15 protein-coding genes are annotated in these 20,074 nt (G+C 60.4%); 8 read left to right on the top strand and 7 right to left on the bottom strand.

From position 1 onward, the window contains the following. Positions 1-5: 5 nt before the first annotated feature. Entirely contained in the window at positions 6-1,079 is a 1,074-nt protein-coding gene (locus E2F43_RS04215; RefSeq protein ID WP_133209860.1) for an efflux RND transporter periplasmic adaptor subunit, read from the bottom strand. 213 nt (positions 1,080-1,292) lie between these two features. Here E2F43_RS04215 and bfr (E2F43_RS04210) point away from each other — a divergent pair, with 213 nt between their 5' ends. Both bfr (E2F43_RS04210) and bfr (E2F43_RS04205) read left to right on the top strand, forming a co-directional pair. Next, on the top strand, positions 1,293-1,757 hold the full coding sequence (gene bfr / locus E2F43_RS04210) for a bacterioferritin (protein WP_133209857.1): 465 nt from the start codon (positions 1,293-1,295) through the stop codon (positions 1,755-1,757). A 25-nt stretch (positions 1,758-1,782) separates the two neighbouring features. Beyond that, positions 1,783-2,259 carry a bacterioferritin gene (bfr, locus tag E2F43_RS04205; RefSeq protein ID WP_133209855.1) on the top strand — a complete coding sequence of 159 codons (477 nt, stop codon included), beginning with the start codon at positions 1,783-1,785 and terminating at the stop codon, positions 2,257-2,259. Between the two features lie 144 nt (positions 2,260-2,403). Here the strand turns inward: bfr (E2F43_RS04205) and E2F43_RS04200 are convergent, their stop codons facing one another. Beyond that, positions 2,404-3,768 carry an aminotransferase gene (locus E2F43_RS04200; protein ID WP_133209853.1) on the bottom strand — a complete coding sequence of 455 codons (1,365 nt, stop codon included), beginning with the start codon at positions 3,766-3,768 and terminating at the stop codon, positions 2,404-2,406. A 162-nt stretch (positions 3,769-3,930) separates the two neighbouring features. Between E2F43_RS04200 and E2F43_RS04195 the strand changes: the two genes are divergently transcribed. Next, on the top strand, positions 3,931-5,280 hold the full coding sequence (locus E2F43_RS04195) for a glutamine synthetase family protein (RefSeq protein ID WP_133209850.1): 1,350 nt from the start codon (positions 3,931-3,933) through the stop codon (positions 5,278-5,280). 27 nt (positions 5,281-5,307) lie between these two features. On the opposite strand, the gene E2F43_RS04190 is transcribed toward E2F43_RS04195, so the two are convergent. After that, positions 5,308-6,270 (bottom strand): Solitary outer membrane autotransporter beta-barrel domain, encoded by a 963-nt coding sequence (locus E2F43_RS04190; RefSeq protein ID WP_165954190.1) that lies wholly within the window; start codon positions 6,268-6,270, stop codon positions 5,308-5,310. A gap of 165 nt (positions 6,271-6,435) precedes the next feature. On the opposite strand from E2F43_RS04190, the gene E2F43_RS04185 reads away from it, so the two are divergent. After that, positions 6,436-8,187 (top strand): amidohydrolase, encoded by a 1,752-nt coding sequence (locus E2F43_RS04185; protein WP_133209845.1) that lies wholly within the window; start codon positions 6,436-6,438, stop codon positions 8,185-8,187. A 44-nt stretch (positions 8,188-8,231) separates the two neighbouring features. Next, positions 8,232-9,590, top strand: coding sequence for a Na+/H+ antiporter NhaC family protein (locus tag E2F43_RS04180; RefSeq protein WP_133209842.1), 1,359 nt, complete (start codon positions 8,232-8,234; stop codon positions 9,588-9,590). Positions 9,591-9,696: 106 nt separating this feature from the next. Here E2F43_RS04180 and E2F43_RS04175 read toward each other — a convergent pair whose 3' ends face one another. The 3 genes from E2F43_RS04175 to E2F43_RS04165 form a co-directional block, all read right to left on the bottom strand. After that, positions 9,697-11,997: a TonB-dependent receptor gene (locus tag E2F43_RS04175; RefSeq protein WP_133209839.1), complete on the bottom strand. Its 2,301-nt coding sequence runs from the start codon at positions 11,995-11,997 to the stop codon at positions 9,697-9,699. A 223-nt stretch (positions 11,998-12,220) separates the two neighbouring features. Next, positions 12,221-13,813, bottom strand: coding sequence for a tetratricopeptide repeat-containing sulfotransferase family protein (locus E2F43_RS04170; RefSeq protein ID WP_133209837.1), 1,593 nt, complete (start codon positions 13,811-13,813; stop codon positions 12,221-12,223). A gap of 7 nt (positions 13,814-13,820) precedes the next feature. Then, on the bottom strand, positions 13,821-14,657 hold the full coding sequence (locus E2F43_RS04165; RefSeq protein WP_133209834.1) for a LuxR C-terminal-related transcriptional regulator: 837 nt from the start codon (positions 14,655-14,657) through the stop codon (positions 13,821-13,823). 153 nt (positions 14,658-14,810) lie between these two features. On the opposite strand from E2F43_RS04165, the gene E2F43_RS04160 reads away from it, so the two are divergent. Continuing rightward, on the top strand, positions 14,811-16,685 hold the full coding sequence (locus tag E2F43_RS04160) for a hypothetical protein (RefSeq protein WP_133209832.1): 1,875 nt from the start codon (positions 14,811-14,813) through the stop codon (positions 16,683-16,685). On the opposite strand, the gene E2F43_RS04155 is transcribed toward E2F43_RS04160, so the two are convergent. Beyond that, on the bottom strand, positions 16,635-17,534 hold the full coding sequence (locus tag E2F43_RS04155) for a LysR family transcriptional regulator (RefSeq protein ID WP_133209830.1): 900 nt from the start codon (positions 17,532-17,534) through the stop codon (positions 16,635-16,637). The two genes, E2F43_RS04160 and E2F43_RS04155, sit on opposite strands and share 51 nt — an antisense overlap. Positions 17,535-17,713: 179 nt before the next feature. Between E2F43_RS04155 and E2F43_RS04150 the strand changes: the two genes are divergently transcribed. Further along, a complete protein-coding gene (locus tag E2F43_RS04150; protein WP_133209827.1) occupies positions 17,714-18,895 on the top strand; it encodes an acyl-CoA dehydrogenase in 1,182 nt (393 codons plus the stop codon). Further along, positions 18,895-20,055 (top strand): CaiB/BaiF CoA transferase family protein, encoded by a 1,161-nt coding sequence (locus E2F43_RS04145; RefSeq protein WP_238946741.1) that lies wholly within the window; start codon positions 18,895-18,897, stop codon positions 20,053-20,055. The genes E2F43_RS04150 and E2F43_RS04145 overlap by 1 nt, the downstream gene beginning before the upstream one ends. Positions 20,056-20,074: the final 19 nt, after the last annotated feature.

The raw sequence follows: 20,074 nt of genomic DNA, 5'->3' as shown, positions 1-20,074 counted from the left end.
TGCGCCTATCCGTTGGTGACAGCGACAGCAAGGCCGTTGCGCAGGGCCTCGTTACCCTCGATCACCACGGAATCACCTGCGCTGATACCGCTGCGTATCTCCACTTCGCCATCGAAGGCGAGGCCGACCCGCACCCGGCGTTCGCTGGCTACCGTGCGGCCCTCCTCGCGCTCCACAACCCACACGATCTGGCGACCATCGGCGTAGCGCAGGACCGCATCGCGGGGTACGGTTATTCCGCGCTGTCCCGTGGGCAGGCGAACCTCGGCCCGCACTGACATCCCGGGCAGCATTCCCGCCACGGCCCGGTCTGGCAGAGCCCTGACCAGGAACGTCCTGGACTGGGCGTCGCTGGCGGGCACGGTGGCGGATACGGTGGCGGGGTGGCGCCCCGGTCGGCCGCCGAGGCTGAATTCGAGCGGCTGGCCTGTCTGCAGCTTTCCCTGGTAGTCTTCCGGCGCCTGGAAGTCCAGCCGCAGCTGATCCGTCGATACCAGGGTAAAGGCAGCATCCCCGGGTACGATCCATTCACCGAGTTCGACCTGGCGGGCGGTAATCACGCCGGCGAAGGGCGCCTTGAGTTGATGCCGGTCCAGTAAACCCTCCCGGTAACCTGCTTCCGCGCGGGCCTGGTCGAGGGCGGCCTCGTCCTCGGCCACCTCGGCGGCGATGTCCCTGACGACGGTCTCGGCAATGCTCTGCTTGGGTGCCAGCTCCTCGGCTTCAGCCAGGCGCCTGCGGGCGTCAGCGAGAGCCCGGCTGGCCTGGGTTTGGGCCGCCATGGCGGCCCGGTATTGCTGTCTCGCCAGTTCGGCATCCAGGGCAAGCAGGACCTGCCCGGCCTTTACCTGATCGCCTTCGTCCAGCTCGAGCCGGGAGACCAGCCCCGCCGTTGCCACTGAGAGTTGGGCGTTCCTGCGCGCGCTCACGCTGCCGTTGAGTTGGATCACCTCGACAATGTCCCTCGCCTGGGCGCTGGCAATCGCCACCGGCGCTCCCTCGCCCTGGCCGTTGGCCAGCGGCGTGACAATGAACAGGAACAGACACAGGGTGGCCGGGAGGCCGCGCCGTTGCAGCATAGTGGTTTTCTGCCGATAGTGGACGAGGCGCAATGATGACCGGTTTTGCTGCTGACTGCCAGAAGTACGACGCCTGAACAGCAATGAGAATCGGTATTGTTATTAATATCAAGCCATTGATTTAAAAGGATATTTTGACTTTTACCGCCGTGGCGACTAGGCTTTAGGGCGTCAACCCGAAAGGGCCAGCAATATCTCGTTTGGAGTGCAATCATGCAAGGCGATGGCAAGGTAATCGGCTATCTCAACCGCGTTCTCACCCTGGAGTTAACCTCCATCAACCAGTACTTCCTGCACGCCAGGATGTTCCGCAACTGGGGTCTGGAACAGCTCAACGAAAAGAGCTACAAAAAATCCATCAAGGACATGAAGCAGGCGGATGAACTCATTGAGCGTATCCTGTTCCTCGAGGGCCTGCCCAATCTGCAGCATCTGGAGAAGGTGCGTATTGGCGAGCACGCCCGGGAGATGCTCGACTGTGACATGACCCTGCAGGTACAGGAGCTCGCCCTGTTGCGGGAAGCCATCGGCTATTGCGAGCAGGCGCAGGATTTTGTCAGCCGAGAGGTGCTGGAGGAGATCCTGGAGTACGAGGAAGATCATGTCGACTGGATTGAAGCCCAGCAATACCTGATCGAGAACACCGGCCTGGAGAACTATCTCCAGTCGCAAATTTAACCCTGTTTAACCGGAGGACATCATCATGAAAGGTAGCGATAAAGTCATTGCCGAGTTGAACGGACTGCTGGCCTGGGAACTGGGTGCCATGGACCAGTACTTTATTCACGCGGAAATGTATGCGGACTGGGGCCTGAACAAGCTTCACGAACGCATCGCCCACGAATTTGAAGACGAGAAGGGTCACGCCAAGGCGCTGATCGAGCGCATGCTGTTTCTGGAGGGCACGCCGGATATGGTGACCCGTCCGCCGATACAGGTGGGCAAGGACGTCCCGGAAATGTTGCAGAACGACCTCAATGTGGAACTGGCGGTCGACAAGGCCCTGAAGGACGCCATCAAGGTGTGTGAGGCCGAGCAGGACTACCACAGCCGGGAAGTGCTGGAACGATTGCTGGAAGACACTGAGGTCGATCACACCTGGTGGCTGGAAAAGCAGTTGGGCCTGATAGAGAAAGTGGGCCTGCCAAATTACCTGCAGTCACAGATGGGAAGCGAGTGACGGCCCTGCAGTCCCGGTGTCGCCAGTGGTGGCCGCGAAACGATAGCCAGGCGGCCTTCTAGGACCCGAATGTCGGCGCTGGCGGTTAGAGGGGATTATCCAGAGCCCGGCGGGTTGCCGGGCCTGGAATGGAGCCGGGGCCCGTCAGATGCCGTAATGGCTGGCCGTGGCATCCAGTGACTGCACCAGCATATCCACCAGGTTGTCCAGCTCCTCGGTTGTGCTGACCAGCGGCGGCGCCATGATCATGGCGTCGCCGGTCTGGCGAACCATCAGCCCCAGTTCGTTGGCGGCGTTGCGGCAGAACACCGCGCCGGCGGACTCCGGTGCCAGCTTTTCGCGGGAGGCTTTGTCCCGTACCAGTTCCACCGCCGCAAACATGCCACGACCGCGCACCTGACCCACCAGTTTGTGGTCGACCAGTTCCTGCAGTCGGCCCTGGAAGTGCGGAGCCAGCGTGTCCGCCGCGTTGGCGATGATGTTGCCTTCCCTGAGTATTTTCAGGGTGGCAAGACCTGCGGCTGCAGCCGCGGGGTGACCGGAATAGGTCAGGCCATGGGTGAATTCGCCTGCTTTCGACAGCAGCACATCGGCCACCTTATCGCTGACCATGACCCCGCCCAGTGGCTGGAAGCCGTTGGTCACCGCTTTCGCAAACGTGACCAGATCGGGTTTGATGCCATAGGTCTCGGAGCCGAACCACTTCCCGGTGCGGCCGAAGCCACAGATCACCTCGTCGGCAATCAGCAGGATGTCGCGTTCGTCGCAAATGCGCTGGATTTCCGGCCAGTAGGTATCGGGGGGAATGATGACACCGCCTGCGCCCTGCACCGGCTCGGCGATAAAGGCCGCCACGTTGGCCTCACCCAACTCGTCGATCTTCTGTTCCAGCTGGCGGGCAACGCGCAGGCCGAATTCCCCGGGTTCCTCGTCTGGACCCACCTCGAACCAGTGGGGCTGGTCGATGTGGTGAATGTAATCGAGGCCGTTGGTCTGGTCGTGCATGCCTTTCATGCCACCCAGCGAGGCGGCGGCGATGGTAGAGCCGTGGTAGGCATTCTTGCGGCTGATGATGTGCTTCTTCTCCGGCCGGCCCTGAAGCTGGTAATAGCGGCTGACCAGGCGCAGGTTGGTGTCGTTGGCCTCGGAGCCGGAGTTGGTGAAGAACACGTGGTTGAAGCGCTCTTCGGTCACGTCCACCAGGGCCTTGGCGAGCTCGATGGCTGGCTCATTGGCGCACTGGAAGAAGCTGTTGTAATAAGGCAGTTTGTGCATCTGCTCGGTGACCGCCTCCACGATGGACGGCTGGCTGTAACCGAGGTTGCAACACCAGAGTCCGGACATGCCGTCCAGCATTTTGTGGCCGGTGCTGTCGTAGATGTAGATATGCTCCGCGCGGGAAAATACCCGACCACCGTGCTGGGCATAGTCCCGGAAATCCGTAAACGGGTGCAGGTAGTGGGACTGATCAAGCTGCTTCAGGTTGCCGGTGTTGGCTTGCATGTTCATGGCGTTGCTCTCCCGTCTGGAACGCATTGTGTTTGCACATTCCCTATACCCCGAAGTGGTATGGCCGGGGTTTGCGCATCGTTGTTAAATAGTGTCGCATAGTGAATTGGCCAAGAAATTAACCCAAAGGTGGTGTTTTAGCCGCGGGTACGGGAACCTGATATGTCTGAAAACAACGATAAACTGCAGTCCTTTCTGGACCGGCATCCGCACATGGAGATCTTTGAGGTCATGTTGATGGATCTCTGTGGCGGCTTGCGCGGCAAGTGGGTGACCCGCGAGAAAATCGCCAAGGTGATGGCCGGCGGGCTGAAAATGCCGCTCAGCACCCTGGCTTTCGATGTCTGGGGTCGCGACGCCGAGGAGTGGGTATTCGACAGTGGCGATGGGGACGGCTGGTGCGCTCCCGATATTCGCACCCTGGTGCCTGCCCCCTGGCTGGATCGCCCGACCGGCCAGGTGTTGATGTCGATGAACAACGTCGACGGTAGTCGCTGTCGCTACGACCCCCGTTACCTGTTGCAGGACCTGGTGGATCGCTTTGCCAGCAGGGGGCTGACCCCGGTGATGGCCAGTGAGATGGAGTTCCACCTGCTGTACCCGGAGGAGGACGATGTCGGGCGACCCCTGCATACCCAGCGGGACCGGATCGGAGGTGGCCTCTGCGCAGGCCAGACCTACGGCATAGACCTGATGGAAGATGAGGCGGAGCTGATGCACGACATCCGCGATGCCTGTAAGGCCCAGGGGCTGCCGGTGGACACCCTGATCAAGGAGTCGGCACCCTCACAGTATGAAATCAACCTCTACCATGTGGATGATGCCCTGCTGGCCGCCGACCAGGCGATGATGCTGCAGCGGGTGATCCGGGGCGTGGCGCGCAAACACGGCCTGGTCGCCACCTTCATGGCCAAGCCCTTCGGTGATATCGCCGGTAATGGTATGCACGTGCATTGCAGCCTGGTGGACAGTGAGGGCAACAACGCATTTGACGACGGTACCGGAAGAGGCACCGAGTTGCTGCGTCAGGCCATAGCCGGCTGCCTGCAGACCATGGCAGACAGTATGCTGTTGTTTGCACCCAACCTGAATTCCTACCGCCGTTTCCGGCGTGGAACCCACGCACCCCTGGCGCCGACCTGGGGCTATGAGAACCGCACGGTATCGGTGCGGGTACCGGCGGATTCACCCGCGGCCACCCGTATCGAGCACCGGGTGGCGGGGGCTGATGCCAACCCCTACCTGGTCATGGCGGGAGTGCTCGCGGGTATGCTCCACGGGATCGAGAACGAGTTGCTGGCGCCGGAGCCCCTGGAGGGCAACGCCTATGAGCAGGTGCCTCCCAGCCTGCCGCGATACCTGCCCAACGCACTGCAAGACTTTGAGCAGTCCGAGCATATTCCCGCCTACCTGGGCAGTGAGTTCCAGAAAGTGTTTGCGATTCTCAAGCAGCAGGAACTGGATACTTTCGACAGCCAGGTAACAGCGCTGGAGTACGACGCCTGTTTGTAGGCCGGGCCGGCCGCAACCGGCGAGCGCTTATTTCAGCGCCCAGCCGAAGAGGATGGAATACCCGTCCACACCACCGCCGAAATTCCACTGGTAACCGAGGCTGAGGGATTCGAAATAGCGGCTGGTTTCGGGCAGGTCCAGGCCCAGGGAATAACCGGCTTCGTAAAAGTGGCTGAAGTCCAGCGCATCGCGGTTTGGCCCGGTGAACGCAGTCGCCCCCAGATGGGCGACGCCGAACAGGGGCAGGTCGGCAACGGTCGCGGCGTAGGGGTGACGGAAATCGATTTTCGCCGCCAGGGTGCCGGTATCCTCGCTGAACGAGGGCAGATCGTCCGACTCCGAGTAACTGGCGATGTGCGAAAAGGTGTAATGCGAATTCAGCGACAGGTCATAGCGCTCCCGCAGTTTCCACTGCTGGTTCAGTCCCAGGGTGGCACTCAGAATGCGCGCGTTGGTGTCCCAGTTGAACAGTACGCCATCGGCAACCGGGGCCAGCACGATATCCCCCAGGGGGCCGTTGTATTCGGCCTCGTTTTCCAGCCGGCTGATGCCCACTTCGCCGGCGGCAAAAACCGACAACCCGCGGCTCACCGGAACGAGCAGGCCGGCGCCCAGTTCGCCGCTGGTAGCGTCCCAGCGGGTATCGATAATTTCGTTTTCGAAGACGCTCAGCTCGCCCTCTGCCCTGGCTTTACTGAGGGTGCCGCGCAGGATCCATTGCCAGCCCCTTTCGCTGGGCGGCAATTCAATCTGCAGCGGCAGCTTGAAAATGTTGTAGTCGACACCGTCATCGAGCTCCAGCAGGGAAGCGCTGATGCTGGGGTCGGTAAACAGGTTGAGCATTTGCGCATAGCCGGCCCCGATGTCGCTATTGCGCACATCGCGGCCGAGTTGATCGCGGATATCTGCGACAGTGGACTGTGAGAGTGCCGGCAAAGACGAGGAAAAAAGCAAGGTCAACAGTGCCGCGTATCGATATCTCAGTGGCATCCATATCTCCCGGTGTCGCTGGAATATGTCCATCGCTTGAGTGTAGTTCAGCCCACCGGCAGCGGCGAGCGAATACCCGTAAAATGCAGGTCCGGACGCCAGCGTGTTGGTCATTAGCTAGACGGGTCTGGTAATGTACGCCTTTTCCCATGGAGCCAAGCTGAAATGAACCTGGCGTTTCCGGGCCTGCTGACTGCGGCGGCGGTGCTGGCACTTGTAATGTCCCCCCTGGCCCACGCTGCAGCAGACCGGATTTTCCTGAATGCCCGGGCTTACACGGTCAATGCGGCGGAGCCGTGGGCCGAGGCAGTCGCCGTCACGGGCGACACCATTGTCTACGTCGGCGACAACGAGGGCGCAAAGGCCCTGGTGGGTGAGACTACCGTCTTGCATGATCTCGGCGGGCAAATGTTATTGCCCGGTTTTATCGACGCGCATATGCATCCCCTGTCGGGCGGCGGCTACGCCCGGGCCCTGTCGCTGGATACCTGGGGCACGGTCGAAGACTGGCTCAATGCAGTGGGCGAGTTTGTCGCCGCCAATCCCGGCGATGGCCTGTTGTTTGGCTATGGCTTTCTGGCGACGACTTTTGGTCCGGAAGGCCCGACGCGGCAGCAACTGGATGCGATCGCGGCCGACCGCCCGATCCTGATCATGGACGAGGGCTTCCACGGTGCCTGGGCAAACAGTGCCGCCCTCCGGCAACTGGGAATCAACCGCGAAACACCTGATCCGGTGCCGGGGTTCAGCTACTACAAGCGGGACGCGAAGGGAGAGCCAACCGGCTACCTGCTTGAAGGTACCGCCATCGACGCGATGGATGCGCTGGGCGCGATTACCCCGGCGGTGATCGTCGACGGCACGGCCTACGTGTTCGACGTTCTCAACGCTTACGGGGTTACCTCGGTGTTTGATGCGGGAGCGCTGGAAGCCGCCCACTGGAGCGGCGATATCCTCGCCGAACTGGAAACAGCCGGTCACATGAGTGTGAGGATTGTCGGTAGCCATTTCGTCACTGATCTGGCAGCAGCCGAAACCGCGGTCGCGGACACGCTTGCCCAGGCGCGGGAGCTAAGGGGCGAACGGTATCACTACAACACCCTGAAAATCATGCTCGACGGCACGGTCGAGGGGCGCACAGCGGCGATGTTTGAGGACTACCAGGGGGAGCCGGGCAACCGGGGTGAACTGGTGTTCAGCCAGGAGCAGGTAACCGCCATGGTCACGGAGGCGGCCGCAGCCGGTGTTGACGTGCATCTTCACGGCCTCGGGGAGCGGGCGGTGCACCAGGGGCTCAACGCAATCGAAGCCGCCCGCCGCCTGCACCCCGATAGTGCAAGCCGCTTCACGATTACTCACGTGCAGGTGATTACCGATGAGGACCTGCCGCGCTTTGCCGCGCTCGATGTCATCGCCCAGTCCACGCCCCTGTGGGCCTCCTACGACGTTTATGGAGAGCAGTTTGTCAGCGAGGACCAGTTCAATCGGTTCTGGCGTTTTCACAGCCTGGAACAGACGGGAGCCAGGCTGACCTGGGGTAGCGACTACCCGGCCAGTGGCGCCGGTATGCTCGGCATGTCACCACTGGTGCAGATGCAGATCGGCATGACCCGGCAGGCCCTCGAGGATCCCGATGCCCCGATCCAGCCGGACGCCAGGGAGCGACTGTCGCTACCGATCCTCATCCGGGGCTTTACCCTTGAGGCGGCATACCAATTGCATAGGGAAGATGAGATAGGTTCTATCGAAGTGGGTAAAAAGGCTGACCTGGTGGTGTTGCAGAAAAACCTCTTTGAGGTTCCTGTCACCGAGATTCACACCGTTCCGGTAACAGCGACCTATGTCGACGGCCGGCAGGTGTATGGTGACCCGATAAGCCCGGCGGCTGTGGTCGCCGGGACCAACGACAATAATTGATGATTATGGTTGCGCGACCAATGCGTGCCGAGTAAGGGGGCAAGGTGGAAGAATACGGGGCGATCAGCCTGATACCTGTCATTGTGGTTCTCACGGTGGCCATTGTGACTCACCGAACCATTGCCGCGGTCACCGCGGGAGCCATTGTTGCTTTTCTCATCGCCGACGGGATGGGTTTTATCGGCTCCCTGTCAACAGCATTGCTGACGGTGATGGCAGATGAGAACACCGGCTGGGTACTGATGGTCTGCGGCCTGTACGGCAGTTTCATCGCCCTGCTGGTGCGGGCCGGCGGCGCCCGCGCCTTCGGCGACCTTGTGACCCGGCGGGTCAACAGCAAGCGCGGCAGCCTGATGTGGACCTGGGCCCTGGGTATGGTGATATTCCTTGATGACTACCTCAACGCGCTGACCGTGTCCTCCTCCATGAAGAAGGTCACCGACAAATACCGCACCTCCCGCGAAATGCTGTCCTACGTGGTGGACTCCACCGCCGCGCCGACCTGCCTGATCATCCCCATTTCTACCTGGGCGGTCTATTTCGCCGGCTTGCTGGAGAAAAACGGCGTTGCCGAAACCGGACAAGGCATAGATCTGTTCATCCAGTCCATTCCCTACATGTTTTACCCCTTTGTCGCGCTGGCCATTGTGCCGTTGGTCATCATGGGGGTGATTCCCCTGGTCGGGACGATGAAAACCGCGGAGGCCCGCGCTGAAAGCAGTGGAGAGCTGGCGCCCCCCGGCACCGCGGCGGATATTGAGATGGAGGAGCCCTATCACGCCGAAGGGGCGAAAGCCGGTAGTGCCTCGCTGTTCTTTGTGCCGATTTTCGCCCTGGTGTTTTTCACCGTGATCTCCGATATCGACCTGTTGATCGGGGTGATCGCCGGTATTCTCGTCACCATGGTGCAGTACCTGCTGACCCGGACGCTGACCCTGTATGAGATGTTTGACACGGTCATGGACGGCCTGCGGACCATGCTGCCGGTACTGTCGATCCTGGTGGCGGTGTTCACCTTTATCGAGGCCAACAACGCCCTGGGCTTTACCGAGTATGTGATAACCACCGTCTCGCCATTCATGACCGCGAAAATGCTGCCGGTACTGGCATTCATCACCATGGCGTTCGTTTCCTTCACCACCGGCTCCAACTGGGGTGTGTTTGCGATCGCGATACCCGTGGTATTTCCCCTGGCCCAGGAGCTGGATGTGAGTATTCCGCTGATGGCCGGGGCCCTGTTTTCCGCCAGTGGCTTTGGCAGTATGGCCTGCTTTTATAGTGACTCCACCGTGCTGGCCGCCCAGGGTAGCGGTTGCCCGTCCTACGAGCATGCGCTTTCACAATTGCCCTATGCGTTGCTGGGGGCGGCCATCAGCGCCGTCGGTTTTTTCCTTATCAGCTAGTTTGCCGCGCGCTCGGCAGCAGAGTCTTCTGTCAGGGAGTAAACCCCGGCCAATAAAAAGCCCGCTGTGTTCACAGCGGGCTTTGTCGTTCAGGTCCGGGCTTAACTCACTCCCAGGTCATTCCCACCCGCATACCGAAAGTACGCGGCCGCTTTGGACCAAAGAAGTGCGAGGGCAGTACGCCGCCGTTGGCGTTCTGGCCATCCCAGGTGAACTCGTCAGTGAGGTTTTCCACGTAGGCTTCAATGTGCCAGCCGTTGTTGGACGTGTAGCCGATGCGGGCTGCAACTTCGGTGAAGGCGTCGATGTAGTTCTCGGGGATGCCGGTCCAGTCGCCGCCTTTCTCATCTTCATAGAAGGCCTCCAGGCTACCGGTGATCGCGCCATTGCCCATGGGGAAGTACGCGTCCAGCATGAATGCCGCTGACCATTCGGGCGCCCAGAACAGCGGGCTTCCTTCACATTCGTCGGAGCCGCAGATGATCTGCAATTTATTGGCCTCTGAATCGAGGTAGCCGGCGGCCATGTACAGGGTGAAATTGTCGTTAAGCGCAGCGGTGACCGAGCCTTCAACACCCCAGGCCTCTACTTCGCCGACGTTGTCCACCAGCGAGGCGCCACCGTCGTAGTAGAGAATCTGCAGGTCTTCGTACTCGTAGTAGAAGGCCGTCAGGTCGATGTTGGTTGAGCCGTTGAAGAGGGTGTCCTTGTAGCCGATCTCATAGGAGTCAGCTGTTTCCGGTTCAAAGGTGTCGGGCAGGTAGCCGTCTTCCCTGGAAAGGTCTGTAGTGCCGAAATCCGGTGCCACGCCGTTGGCGTCGACGACAGAGAAGCTACCGAAGCCGCCGGACTTGTAACCCTGGGTATAGCTGGCGAACAGCATCGCATCATCGCTGATGGACCACTTGAGCAGGCCACGCCAGGTGGTGTCATCCCAGGATTCCTTTTTCCTCAGGGGTTCTGCAGTCGAGAAACCATAGAACCAGTAGGCGCCCAGGTCACTGTCGGGTGTGGGGACGTTGGTGGAAAAGTCCTTTTCATCCTCGGTGTAGCGGACGCCGATTTCCAGGTCCAGATTCTTGGTGATGTAGTAGTCCAGGTTGACGTAGGTCGCCCAGCCCTCGTACTCGCCCTTAACCCGGCCGCTCTCATGTAACAGGCCCTCGGGGTTCGGTGTGAAGTCGTACTCGTAGTAATCGTAAAGGTCCTGGCAGCCGCTGAAGTCGTTGCCCGGGTAGTAGTAGTTGCCGTAGTACTGGCAGAAGTAATCCTCGGCGCCGATCGAGTTAAAGACAACGTCGATATCTTCCTTGTAATAGGAGGCACCTGCATACCAGTTCAGTGGGCCCTCACTGTTGGAGGTCAGGCGCAGTTCCTGCTGGAAGTAATCACCTTCCTGGTCCTGGCCATAATTGTTGATGTTCAGTGGAGTCCCGTCGTAGTCCTCCATGTAGAAATAGTCGTGATCCTTGTAGCCGGTGTTGGAGGTCAGGGTCGCGAAGTCGAAGTCGTATTCGATCCGCAGGCCCAGGGTGAGGATGTCGGCGTCGTCGTTGTCGCCGGCGAACTGGTCGGAATCGATATCCTCGTCGGAGCCGCGCAGTTCCACACCACCCAGGTTTTCATTGAAAGCGTCCCAGATATCGCCCTTGTCGATGGCCCGGTAAACAGATCCGGACTGTTCGCGTTCCTCGTATTCGACGGTGCCGTAAACACCCAGGCGGTCGCGTTCGTAGGTAGTTGACCAGCGCAGCGCCCATTTCTCATGTTCGATAAGGTCGTCAGATCCGGGATAGAAGTTCTTGGCGAAGCCGTCCTCTTCTGAGTAGTAACCCGCCAGGCGAGTAGCCATATGATCCGTCAGGGGCAGGTTGACAGCACCCTCAACCGCGAGGCGATCGCGCTCACCCACGTCCAGGTCGACGTAGCCTGAGTTGCCGCCGCCAACTTCCGCGCGCTTGGTGTGAACACTGAAGGCGCCGCCGATCGAGCTGCGGCCGAACAGGAAGCCCTGGGGGCCGCGGAGAATTTCAGCGCGGTCGATATCATAGAGGCTGGTGACGGCCGAGCCGTTACGGCCTTCATAGAGGTCATTCTTGAAAAAGGCGGTGGACGGATCGCCACCGACGCCAAAGTCCTGGGTACGGATGCCGCGAACGCTGATCGCATCGATGAAGCTGTCCTGGGAGTTACCGGTAACCCCGGGAGTGAAAGACACCAGGTCCTTCACGTCATCCAGGTTGACCTTGTTGACGAACTCACCGGACAGGGCGGTAATGGCCAGTGGCACGTCCTGGATGGATTCGGAGCGCTTGGTCGCTGTTACGATAACCTCTTCCAAACTCTGGGAGAGGGCGGGAGCGGCGATTGCGGATGAGAGTACGGCTGCCGAGACGGCTCTTGCCATACGATTCTTTCGGGCTGTAATGCCACCAGGGTGGCGGTGCTTGCTACGAGTCATGGTATCCCCACTTGGACTGTGAAAGTTAATACGTTGCTTACGAGCCGCGTGCTTTTGATTGGCAAATTGCGGAATTGGCATTTCCGCTTGTATAGTTAGTCACCAATAAACTAGCCAAACTGCCTGAGTATTAATATACCCCTATAGGGTAGAAACAGTTAAGTGGGAATTATTCTATGGAAATTCCTGCTTTGCGCAGTTCGTCCTGCATCTCGGTGAGACCCGACTGGTACTTTTTCCAGCGACCGATGGAGCGGGTGTGGGCCGGCTCACGCACCTGTACCGCACTGGCGGTAGAGACAGCGGAATCCTGCTTGTGAAACTCCAGGCAGGCGTCCTCCCAGGGCAACTCCAGGTAGTCAAGGAGGGCGCGGGCGTTGGGCTCTAGGTCGGCCGCGGTCTCCTCGTAGCTGATGTCGAAGAACCTTCCCGGGAAACGCTCCCGCCAGATATCCATCAGTTTGCGGTAGCGGGCGTGGTGGCGCGCCATTTCACCCTGTTGGTAGGAATGCAGGTAGGCATCGGCAAACAGTTGCTTGAAGCTGGCGAAGCAGGCATCCATGGGGTTGCGGACCAGGTGTACGATTTTGGCATTGGGCAGGGCCTTGAGGATCAGCGGTATCATCAGGTAGTTCTGTGGCAGTTTGTCAACGAACCGCGGGGCATCACCGGCCATGCGGCTGCTGGTCTGCAGGTACATATTGCCCACTTTGGTGGGATCGGTTGTTTTTGCCAGCTCAAACAGCTCCCGGGTGAAACGCCTGGGGTTGCGGTAGTTGGACAGTCGGCGCAGGGCAAGGCCGAATTGTTGCAGTTCCCCGGCGGAATGAACCTGCGAGTGAGCGGCGATAATGCGTTCCACCAGGGTGGTGCCGGTGCGGGGTTGACCCAGCACAAATACCGGCGAGGGGTTGGGGCTGCCTTCAGGCAGGCCGTCGAACCACTCGCGGGTATAGGCCTCCTGCAGATAGTCGAACATGGCCTGTTCCGCGGCCTCGTCATATTCCACCGTCTTGCGGCGCGCAGCCGCACCGGCGCTGAAGGCCTCGAAGGCTTCGTCCCAGCGTTTGAGGTCTTCGCACTCTTTGCCGATAGCGTACAGGTAGAAAGCCTGCGCCCGGGGATTATTGTCGTGCTTTGCCGCCAGCGCGCGCATCTGGTCGATATGCTCGCCGTCCCGGGCCTTTGCTGAACCGGCCAGGGCCCAGTGAGCCTGGGGAGAATCCGGGAGAATGCGAATGACATCACGGAAGATGATGTCGGCGGTTTCAGTGTCGCCGTGGTAGACCAGGTTATTGGCCAGGTTGAGCATGTAGGGCGGGTGATTGGGTCTGGACGTATTGGCCCTCGCAAAAAACGCTTTGGCCACGCCATACTCGCCCATCTGTGACAGGGTCATACCGATCAGGTCCAGCACAATGGGGTCGGTGGGGCGGATACGCTGGGTCTCTCGCAGCGCGGCATCGGCCTTGTTGACCTGTCCTTCTGACATATACATACGCGCCAGTTGCGCCCAGGCTGCGGCGTGGTCCTTGTCCAGCTTGACCACAGACTGGAAGGCGCGAAAGGCTGTCGCCCGGTCTTTTGTTTCCAGTCCCACCAGGCCCACCAGGAAGTGCGCCTGTACCAGGTCGGGTTGTATTTTCAGCGCCTGCTGGCAGCAGTCTCCCGCCTCCTCGATGCGGCCGCTGGCAAGGGCGGCAAAGCCGCGTTTCATCAAGGCCTGCAACTCAGCGGCCTGCTCCGGTTGTATCTTGTTCATTGAGTACTCAGTGTTTTGGCGGTGGCTGCATATAGGCCACCAGGGTATCGCCGCCCTCGTAGTCCCGGGCACTCATCAGCGAGTCGAGGAACAGGTAGAAGAGCTCCGCCTGGGAGGAAACTTCCAGTTTGGCGTAGGCGTGTTTGCGGTGCAGCTTCACCGTCTCCATGGATATCGAGAGCTTGTCGGCCACGGTTTTGGTGCTGTGACCGTGTAACACGAGGTTGATCACCTGGGTTTCCCGTTCGGTCAGCAGGCTGGAGCCGAAGGACTCGAGGGCGCTGTGCAGCTGGGCCCTCAGGTTGACGCCGTTGTCTTCCGCACTGCGCTCCGTCCAGTGCTGCTGGCAGACGGCCTCTACGGTGGGGTATACATCCGCCAGGATGCGCAGCTCGCGCTTGGTAAAGCTGGCCCGGGCGGCGGTTTTACCCAGGGCGATGTTGACGAAACCGTCACCGGACGTGGGGATTACAAAGCCGCATTCGTCCTGGTAGCCGCAGTTGCGGTACCAGGCCTTGTAATATTCGCTGTCCTTGAAGCCCGTGGGCGAGAGGTCGCGCAGCCGGAAAACACCAAAACGCGCTTCCGCCGTCGCCGCGAGATAGTACGGGTCCAGCAGGAAGGGGCCCTTCACAAAGACATCCAGGGTGGATTCCCCGCCAGCGTCGTTGACCTCAAAGTACTCGACCACCGGTAGCTCCCGCTCCGGATAGAAAATGACGCTGGCGTCATCCACCGGCACCAGCTCCCGCAGCATGGCCACCAGCATGGCGGGATATTCGGCGCTTCCTGTCGCCGGGATCAGGCGGGCGAGGTGCTTGCTGAAAATATCGAGCGTGGGCATTTAGGCAGTGAAACTCGCAGTGAAACATGGGTTGGCAACCGCACCCCGGGCGATATGGAGCATTCTGGCCACCGCTATTGCTTGATTCTGGTCATGTTGCTGTTGGCTGGCAAGTGCTAATATCGTCGGCACCAGTCTAAGGAGGGATTGGTATTGTACAAAAACACCATAAAGATATTCCTGATTTTCCTTTCCCTGGCGTCGCGCGCAGATGTGCTCGTGGGTTACACCTACTATGACATGCAGGCGTGGGATGCCTTTGCCGAGCCTCTGGGTGAGGTGGGTTTGCAGCGGGACATCTCGCAGATCCTCGCCCGGCACAGCAGTATCGTGGCCATAAACGGGCTGAAAAATTTTGACGACGAGACCGTGGGGTTGCAGGGAGTTCCCTGGCAGCCTTTCCTTCGCGACTGCGGGGGCAGGCACTGCAGCTATGAGCAGTTACGTGCCCGCATGGGTCACGGCAGTCACTGCGCCGATCGCCTGGAGGATGTGGATACCCCGGTGGAGTGGCTGTGCTACCTGGATCGCATCAAACAGAATGCGGCCCTGGTGCGTGATAACAAACCCCTGTTCCTCCATGCCCAGCTGGCCGACTGCTGGCCCCATGCACCCTGTAAAGGCCATTTACGACCACTGCGAGACCTCAATGGGGAGTATCCTGATCAGTTCGTTTCCGCCGGAGAGGTGAGTTTTGCGTCTCCGGAGGTCGCCCGGGCTTATGGTCGCCTCAGCCGTTTTCTGATCCAGCATTACGCTGCCAGTTTCTTCACCCCCTGGCGGGAGCTTAACTACCGTCTGTCGCCTACTGTTCCGGATGAGGGCTTTATGCCGACCTATCGGGAAATTGTCCGGGCGGTGTATGTGGACAACCCTGAAGTCGCTGTTTTCCCCAGCTGGCGCCTCGAGTACGCGGTTGATTGTGATCCGGGGTCCGAATTCAGCTGTCAGATAGATCTGGCGACGGCGGGACACATCGCCGAATTCTGGAAAGTCCATCGTGAATACCATCCTGCGGCTCCGACACTGATTGGAATTTCCACCTACCCGTCACGCGCTGCTGATCCGGGTTCAGCCGGCCCGGTGAATCCCGCTGGATCTGACCTGCGAGAGCTGTTGACAGCAGCTCGGAGCCACCTCAAGGAAGGCAAACTTGAGTTTGCTCTCACACCCATTGCCATCACCGAGTCTGGCTGGGGTACCTGGAAACCTTTCCTGTTCAATACCGACCAGTGTAATTCGCCCCGAGGGCGGTACATCCAGGAAGGGGAACAGGCGCTGTACGCCAGGCAATTACTTGAATTTGAGTTCCTGCCCGGGCAGCCTCTGGTGCACCCCCTGTTTTTCGTCATCAACTGGTGGGCGGCGGATGTGGAGTTCCCGCTGACTGAGGATGACAGGATTGCCAGGAGCGCCCGGGATTTCGATCACTGGGCGATCAGTATCAACGGCATGACAGGCCCGGCATCCCAGTCCTATCGAACCAAGCGGGCATTTCTGGTTTACGCCGACACCCTCGCTGAAGACCTGGACCGGGATGGTGTGCCCAATTTAACGCTCGGTGAAGGGTCGGTTCCCGTGCAGGCTGACAACTGCCCACTGCATTACAATCCCGATCAGGCCGATTCTGACCTTTATGCTGGCAGGATCAGGGGTGATGGCATTGGTGACGCCTGTGACAACTGCAAGCGACTGTGGAATCCCTTGCAGTGGGACTGGGATCAGGACGGAATCGGCAACCGCTGCGATATCGACATGAATAACGACCAACGGGTCGATGTCGAAGACTGGGTGAATTTTTCCAGTTGTATCCAGCTGGAATCCGCCCCGGCGCAGTTGACGTGCCTCAGCCAGCCCGGTGCACCCATCCACCCCAACGCCATGGACCTCAATGAAGATGGTTTATTGAACGCGGCGGATACCGACCGTTTTGTCTCCCTCTTCCTCAAGTCCCTGTTTGAGCCACAGCTGCTGGTCTCAGGACTGGCGTGCGCCGGCTGCAAGGGCTGCAGTTTTCTGACCGACTAGCCAATCCAGAAACGCCTGGTTGGCCCGGGAGATGGTCCGGCCCCTGCGCCTGGCCAGCGCCATGGGTACCTCGGCCCTGGGTGACAGGGGAATTCCGACGATACCGGGCTCCTGTTCCGCCAGGGTTTGCAGCCCGACAGTGACCCCCATGCCCTGTTTGACCATGCGCACCAGCAGCGGCAGGAAATTGCTCTGGACGCGCAGCTCCGGCTCGACAGAGGCAGCGTGGCAGAGCTGGTCCAACTGGGCGCGAATGAAATACCCGCTCTCGTAGACCACCATGGGCGCTTCGTGCAGGTCGTCTATCTTGAGGCTGCGGCGCCTGGACCAGGGATGGTTCTCACCGACGCAGACCACCATTTGTTCTATCACCAGCGGCAGTCGCTCGAGCTCTGGGGTGCCCTGGGCAGAGGTGACGCCCAGCTCGATCTCGTCGCGCAGCAGCATCTCCTCGATCTGGGTGGTGCCGGCCTGGGTGACAGAGGCGGTAAGCCCGGGGTGTTGCGCCAGAAAACCGCTGAGCAGGTCGGGGAGGAAATAGGTGGCGAGCATGGAAGGGCAGGCGATACTCAGTTCCCCCCGCAGCAAACCCCGGAGATCACCCGCCGAGGCCTCGAGTTCTTCGACCTGCAGCAGAATTGACTGGGCCCGGCCGACCAGCGCCTCACCCTCTGCGGTCAGTGCTATCGTGCGCCCGCTGCGGTCGAACAGGGTGATGCCCAGGGATTCCTCCAGCTTGCGCACTGCGATACTGACGGCGGGTTGCGCCATGTGCAGTTGCTGCGCCGCGGCGCTGAAGCTGCCGCTGCGGGCCACGGCGGTGAATATCTCGAGCTTGCGCAGGTCCATGGCGTGTCCCGGGTGGGTGTGGGTGCGTCATCCCGCCGAGCCGATGGGTGTGTCAGGCGGGGCATCGCGACTATACTATATATAAAATATATATAAATAATAAAGTATATATATTATATAAATTGCAAAACATCTGCTATCTTCTCTCACCTATCCCCAACCCGTGCGGAGTACCCCACATGGCCGGCAAGAAATGGCAGAAACTCAACTGGCAGGATCCCTTCCTGCTTGACCAGCAACTCAGTGATGAACAGCGCATGGTGCAGCAGAGCGCCCGGCAGTATGCCCAGGACAGGTTACTGCCGCGGGTGCGCGAGGCATTTCGCGCCGAGCAGACCGACCCGAATATTTTCCGTGAGATGGGTGACATGGGCCTGTTGGGTTCCACCATCGACGGCTACGGCTGCCCGGGCGTTGACTACATATCCTATGGTCTTGCCGCGCGCGAAGTTGAGCGGGTGGATTCCGGTTACCGCTCGATGATGAGTGTGCAGTCCTCGCTGGTGATGTACCCCATCTACGCCTACGGCAGCGAGAGCCAGCGGGAAAAGTACCTGCCCAGGCTGGCCACCGGCGAGTGGATTGGCTGCTTTGGCCTGACCGAGCCCGATCACGGTTCCGACCCGGGCAGTATGGTAACCCGAGCCCGGACGGTGGCGGGAGGTTACAGCCTGAGCGGTGCCAAGATGTGGATTACCAACAGTCCCTTCGCCGATGTCTTTGTGGTGTGGGCCAAAACCGACGATAACAAGATTCGCGGCTTTATCCTGGAAAAGGGCATGGCGGGGCTCTCAGCGCCCAAGATCGAAGGCAAGCTGGCACTGCGGGCATCGGTCACCGGCGAAATCGTGATGGATGAAGTGTTCGTTCCCGAGGAAAACCTGTTGCCCAATGTGGAAGGCCTGAAGGGGCCGTTCGGCTGCCTCAACAATGCCCGCTATGGTATCGCCTGGGGCGCGATGGGCGCGGCGGAAACCTGCTGGCATACGGCGCGCGATTACACCATGGAGCGCAAGCAATTTGGCGTACCGCTGGCGTCCAAGCAACTGGTACAGCTGAAGCTGGCGGACATGCAAACGGAAATTGCCCTGGCGTTGCAGGGTTGCCTGCGAGCCGGGCAGTTAATGGACGCCGGCCAGATTGCTCCCGAACTGATCTCCCTGATCAAGCGCAACTCCTGCGGCAAGGCGCTGGATATCGCCCGCACCGCCCGCGATATGCTGGGCGGCAATGGCATCTCGGACGAATACCCCATCATGCGACACATGGTGAACCTCGAAGTGGTCAACACCTACGAGGGGACCCATGACGTCCACGCGCTGATCCTGGGTCGCACCCAGACTGATATCCCCGCGTTCTGATGGGCGCCTTGTCACACCTGAAAGTACTGGATCTGTCCCGTATTCTTGCGGGTCCGTGGGCGAGCCAGATCCTCGGTGACCTGGGCGCCGAGGTGATCAAGGTGGAAAACCCTGAAGGCGGTGATGATACCCGCCACTGGGGGCCTCCCTATATGCCCGACGAGCAGGGCAGGGATACCGACGAGTCCGCCTATTTCATGTGCGCCAACCGCAACAAACGTTCAATCCGGGTCGACATGAGGACCGCGCAGGGCCAGGCCCGGCTGCGGAAGCTGGCCACCGACTGTGACGTGGTTATTGAGAACTTCAAGGTGGGGGGCGCGGCCAGGTATGGCCTGGATTACGCCAGCCTGGCGGCGATCAACCCGGGTATCGTCTACTGCTCAATCACCGGTTTTGGCCAGACCGGCCCCCTCGCCAGTCGTCCGGGCTACGATTTCCTGGTCCAGGCCATGGGCGGGCTGATGAGCGTCACCGGCGCGGCGGATGGCGAGCCGGGTGCCGGGCCGCAGAAAGTGGGGGTGGCCCTGACCGATATCATGACCGGCCTGTACGCGGTGATTGGCATACAGGCGGCACTGGCCGAGCGGGAGAAATCGGGCCTGGGCCAGCACGTCGACCTGGCGCTGCTGGATGTCACCGCGGCCACCCTGGCCAACCAGGCAACCAATTATCTGGTGGGGGGGCTCAATCCCACTCGCCTGGGCAATGCCCACCCGAATATCGTGCCCTACCAGAGCTTTGTCGCCCGCGACGGACACCTGATCGTGGCGGTGGGTAATGACGGCCAGTTCAGGCGCTACTGTGACGTCATCGGCGCGCCCGAACTCGCTGAAGATACGCGCTTTCTAACCAACCGGGACCGGGTGAAAAATCGCGATGCGCTGGCGCCCCTGTTGCAGGCGAAAATGCTCGAGCGGGACAAGGATGAGTGGATAGCCCTGCTGGAAGCCGCCAATGTCCCGGCGGGGCCGATCAATACCGTGGCGGAAGTCTTTGCCGAGCCCCAGATCCAGGCGCGGGGGATGCAGGTCAATGTGCCTCACCCGCAGAACAGCGAATTGCAGCTGGTGGGCAACCCGATCAAGCTGTCTCGCACACCGGTGGCCTATCGCAGCCCGCCGCCGATGCTGGGCGAGCACGACGGGGACTATCAGTAACGCCGGCTGGTGAGGGCGT

Source organism: Seongchinamella unica, assembly GCF_004354085.1.
GTDB lineage: Bacteria > Pseudomonadota > Gammaproteobacteria > Pseudomonadales > Halieaceae > Halioglobus > Halioglobus unicus.
The sequence above is the reverse complement of the archived record's forward strand: the minus strand, read 5'-3'. Positions and strand labels throughout refer to the sequence as shown.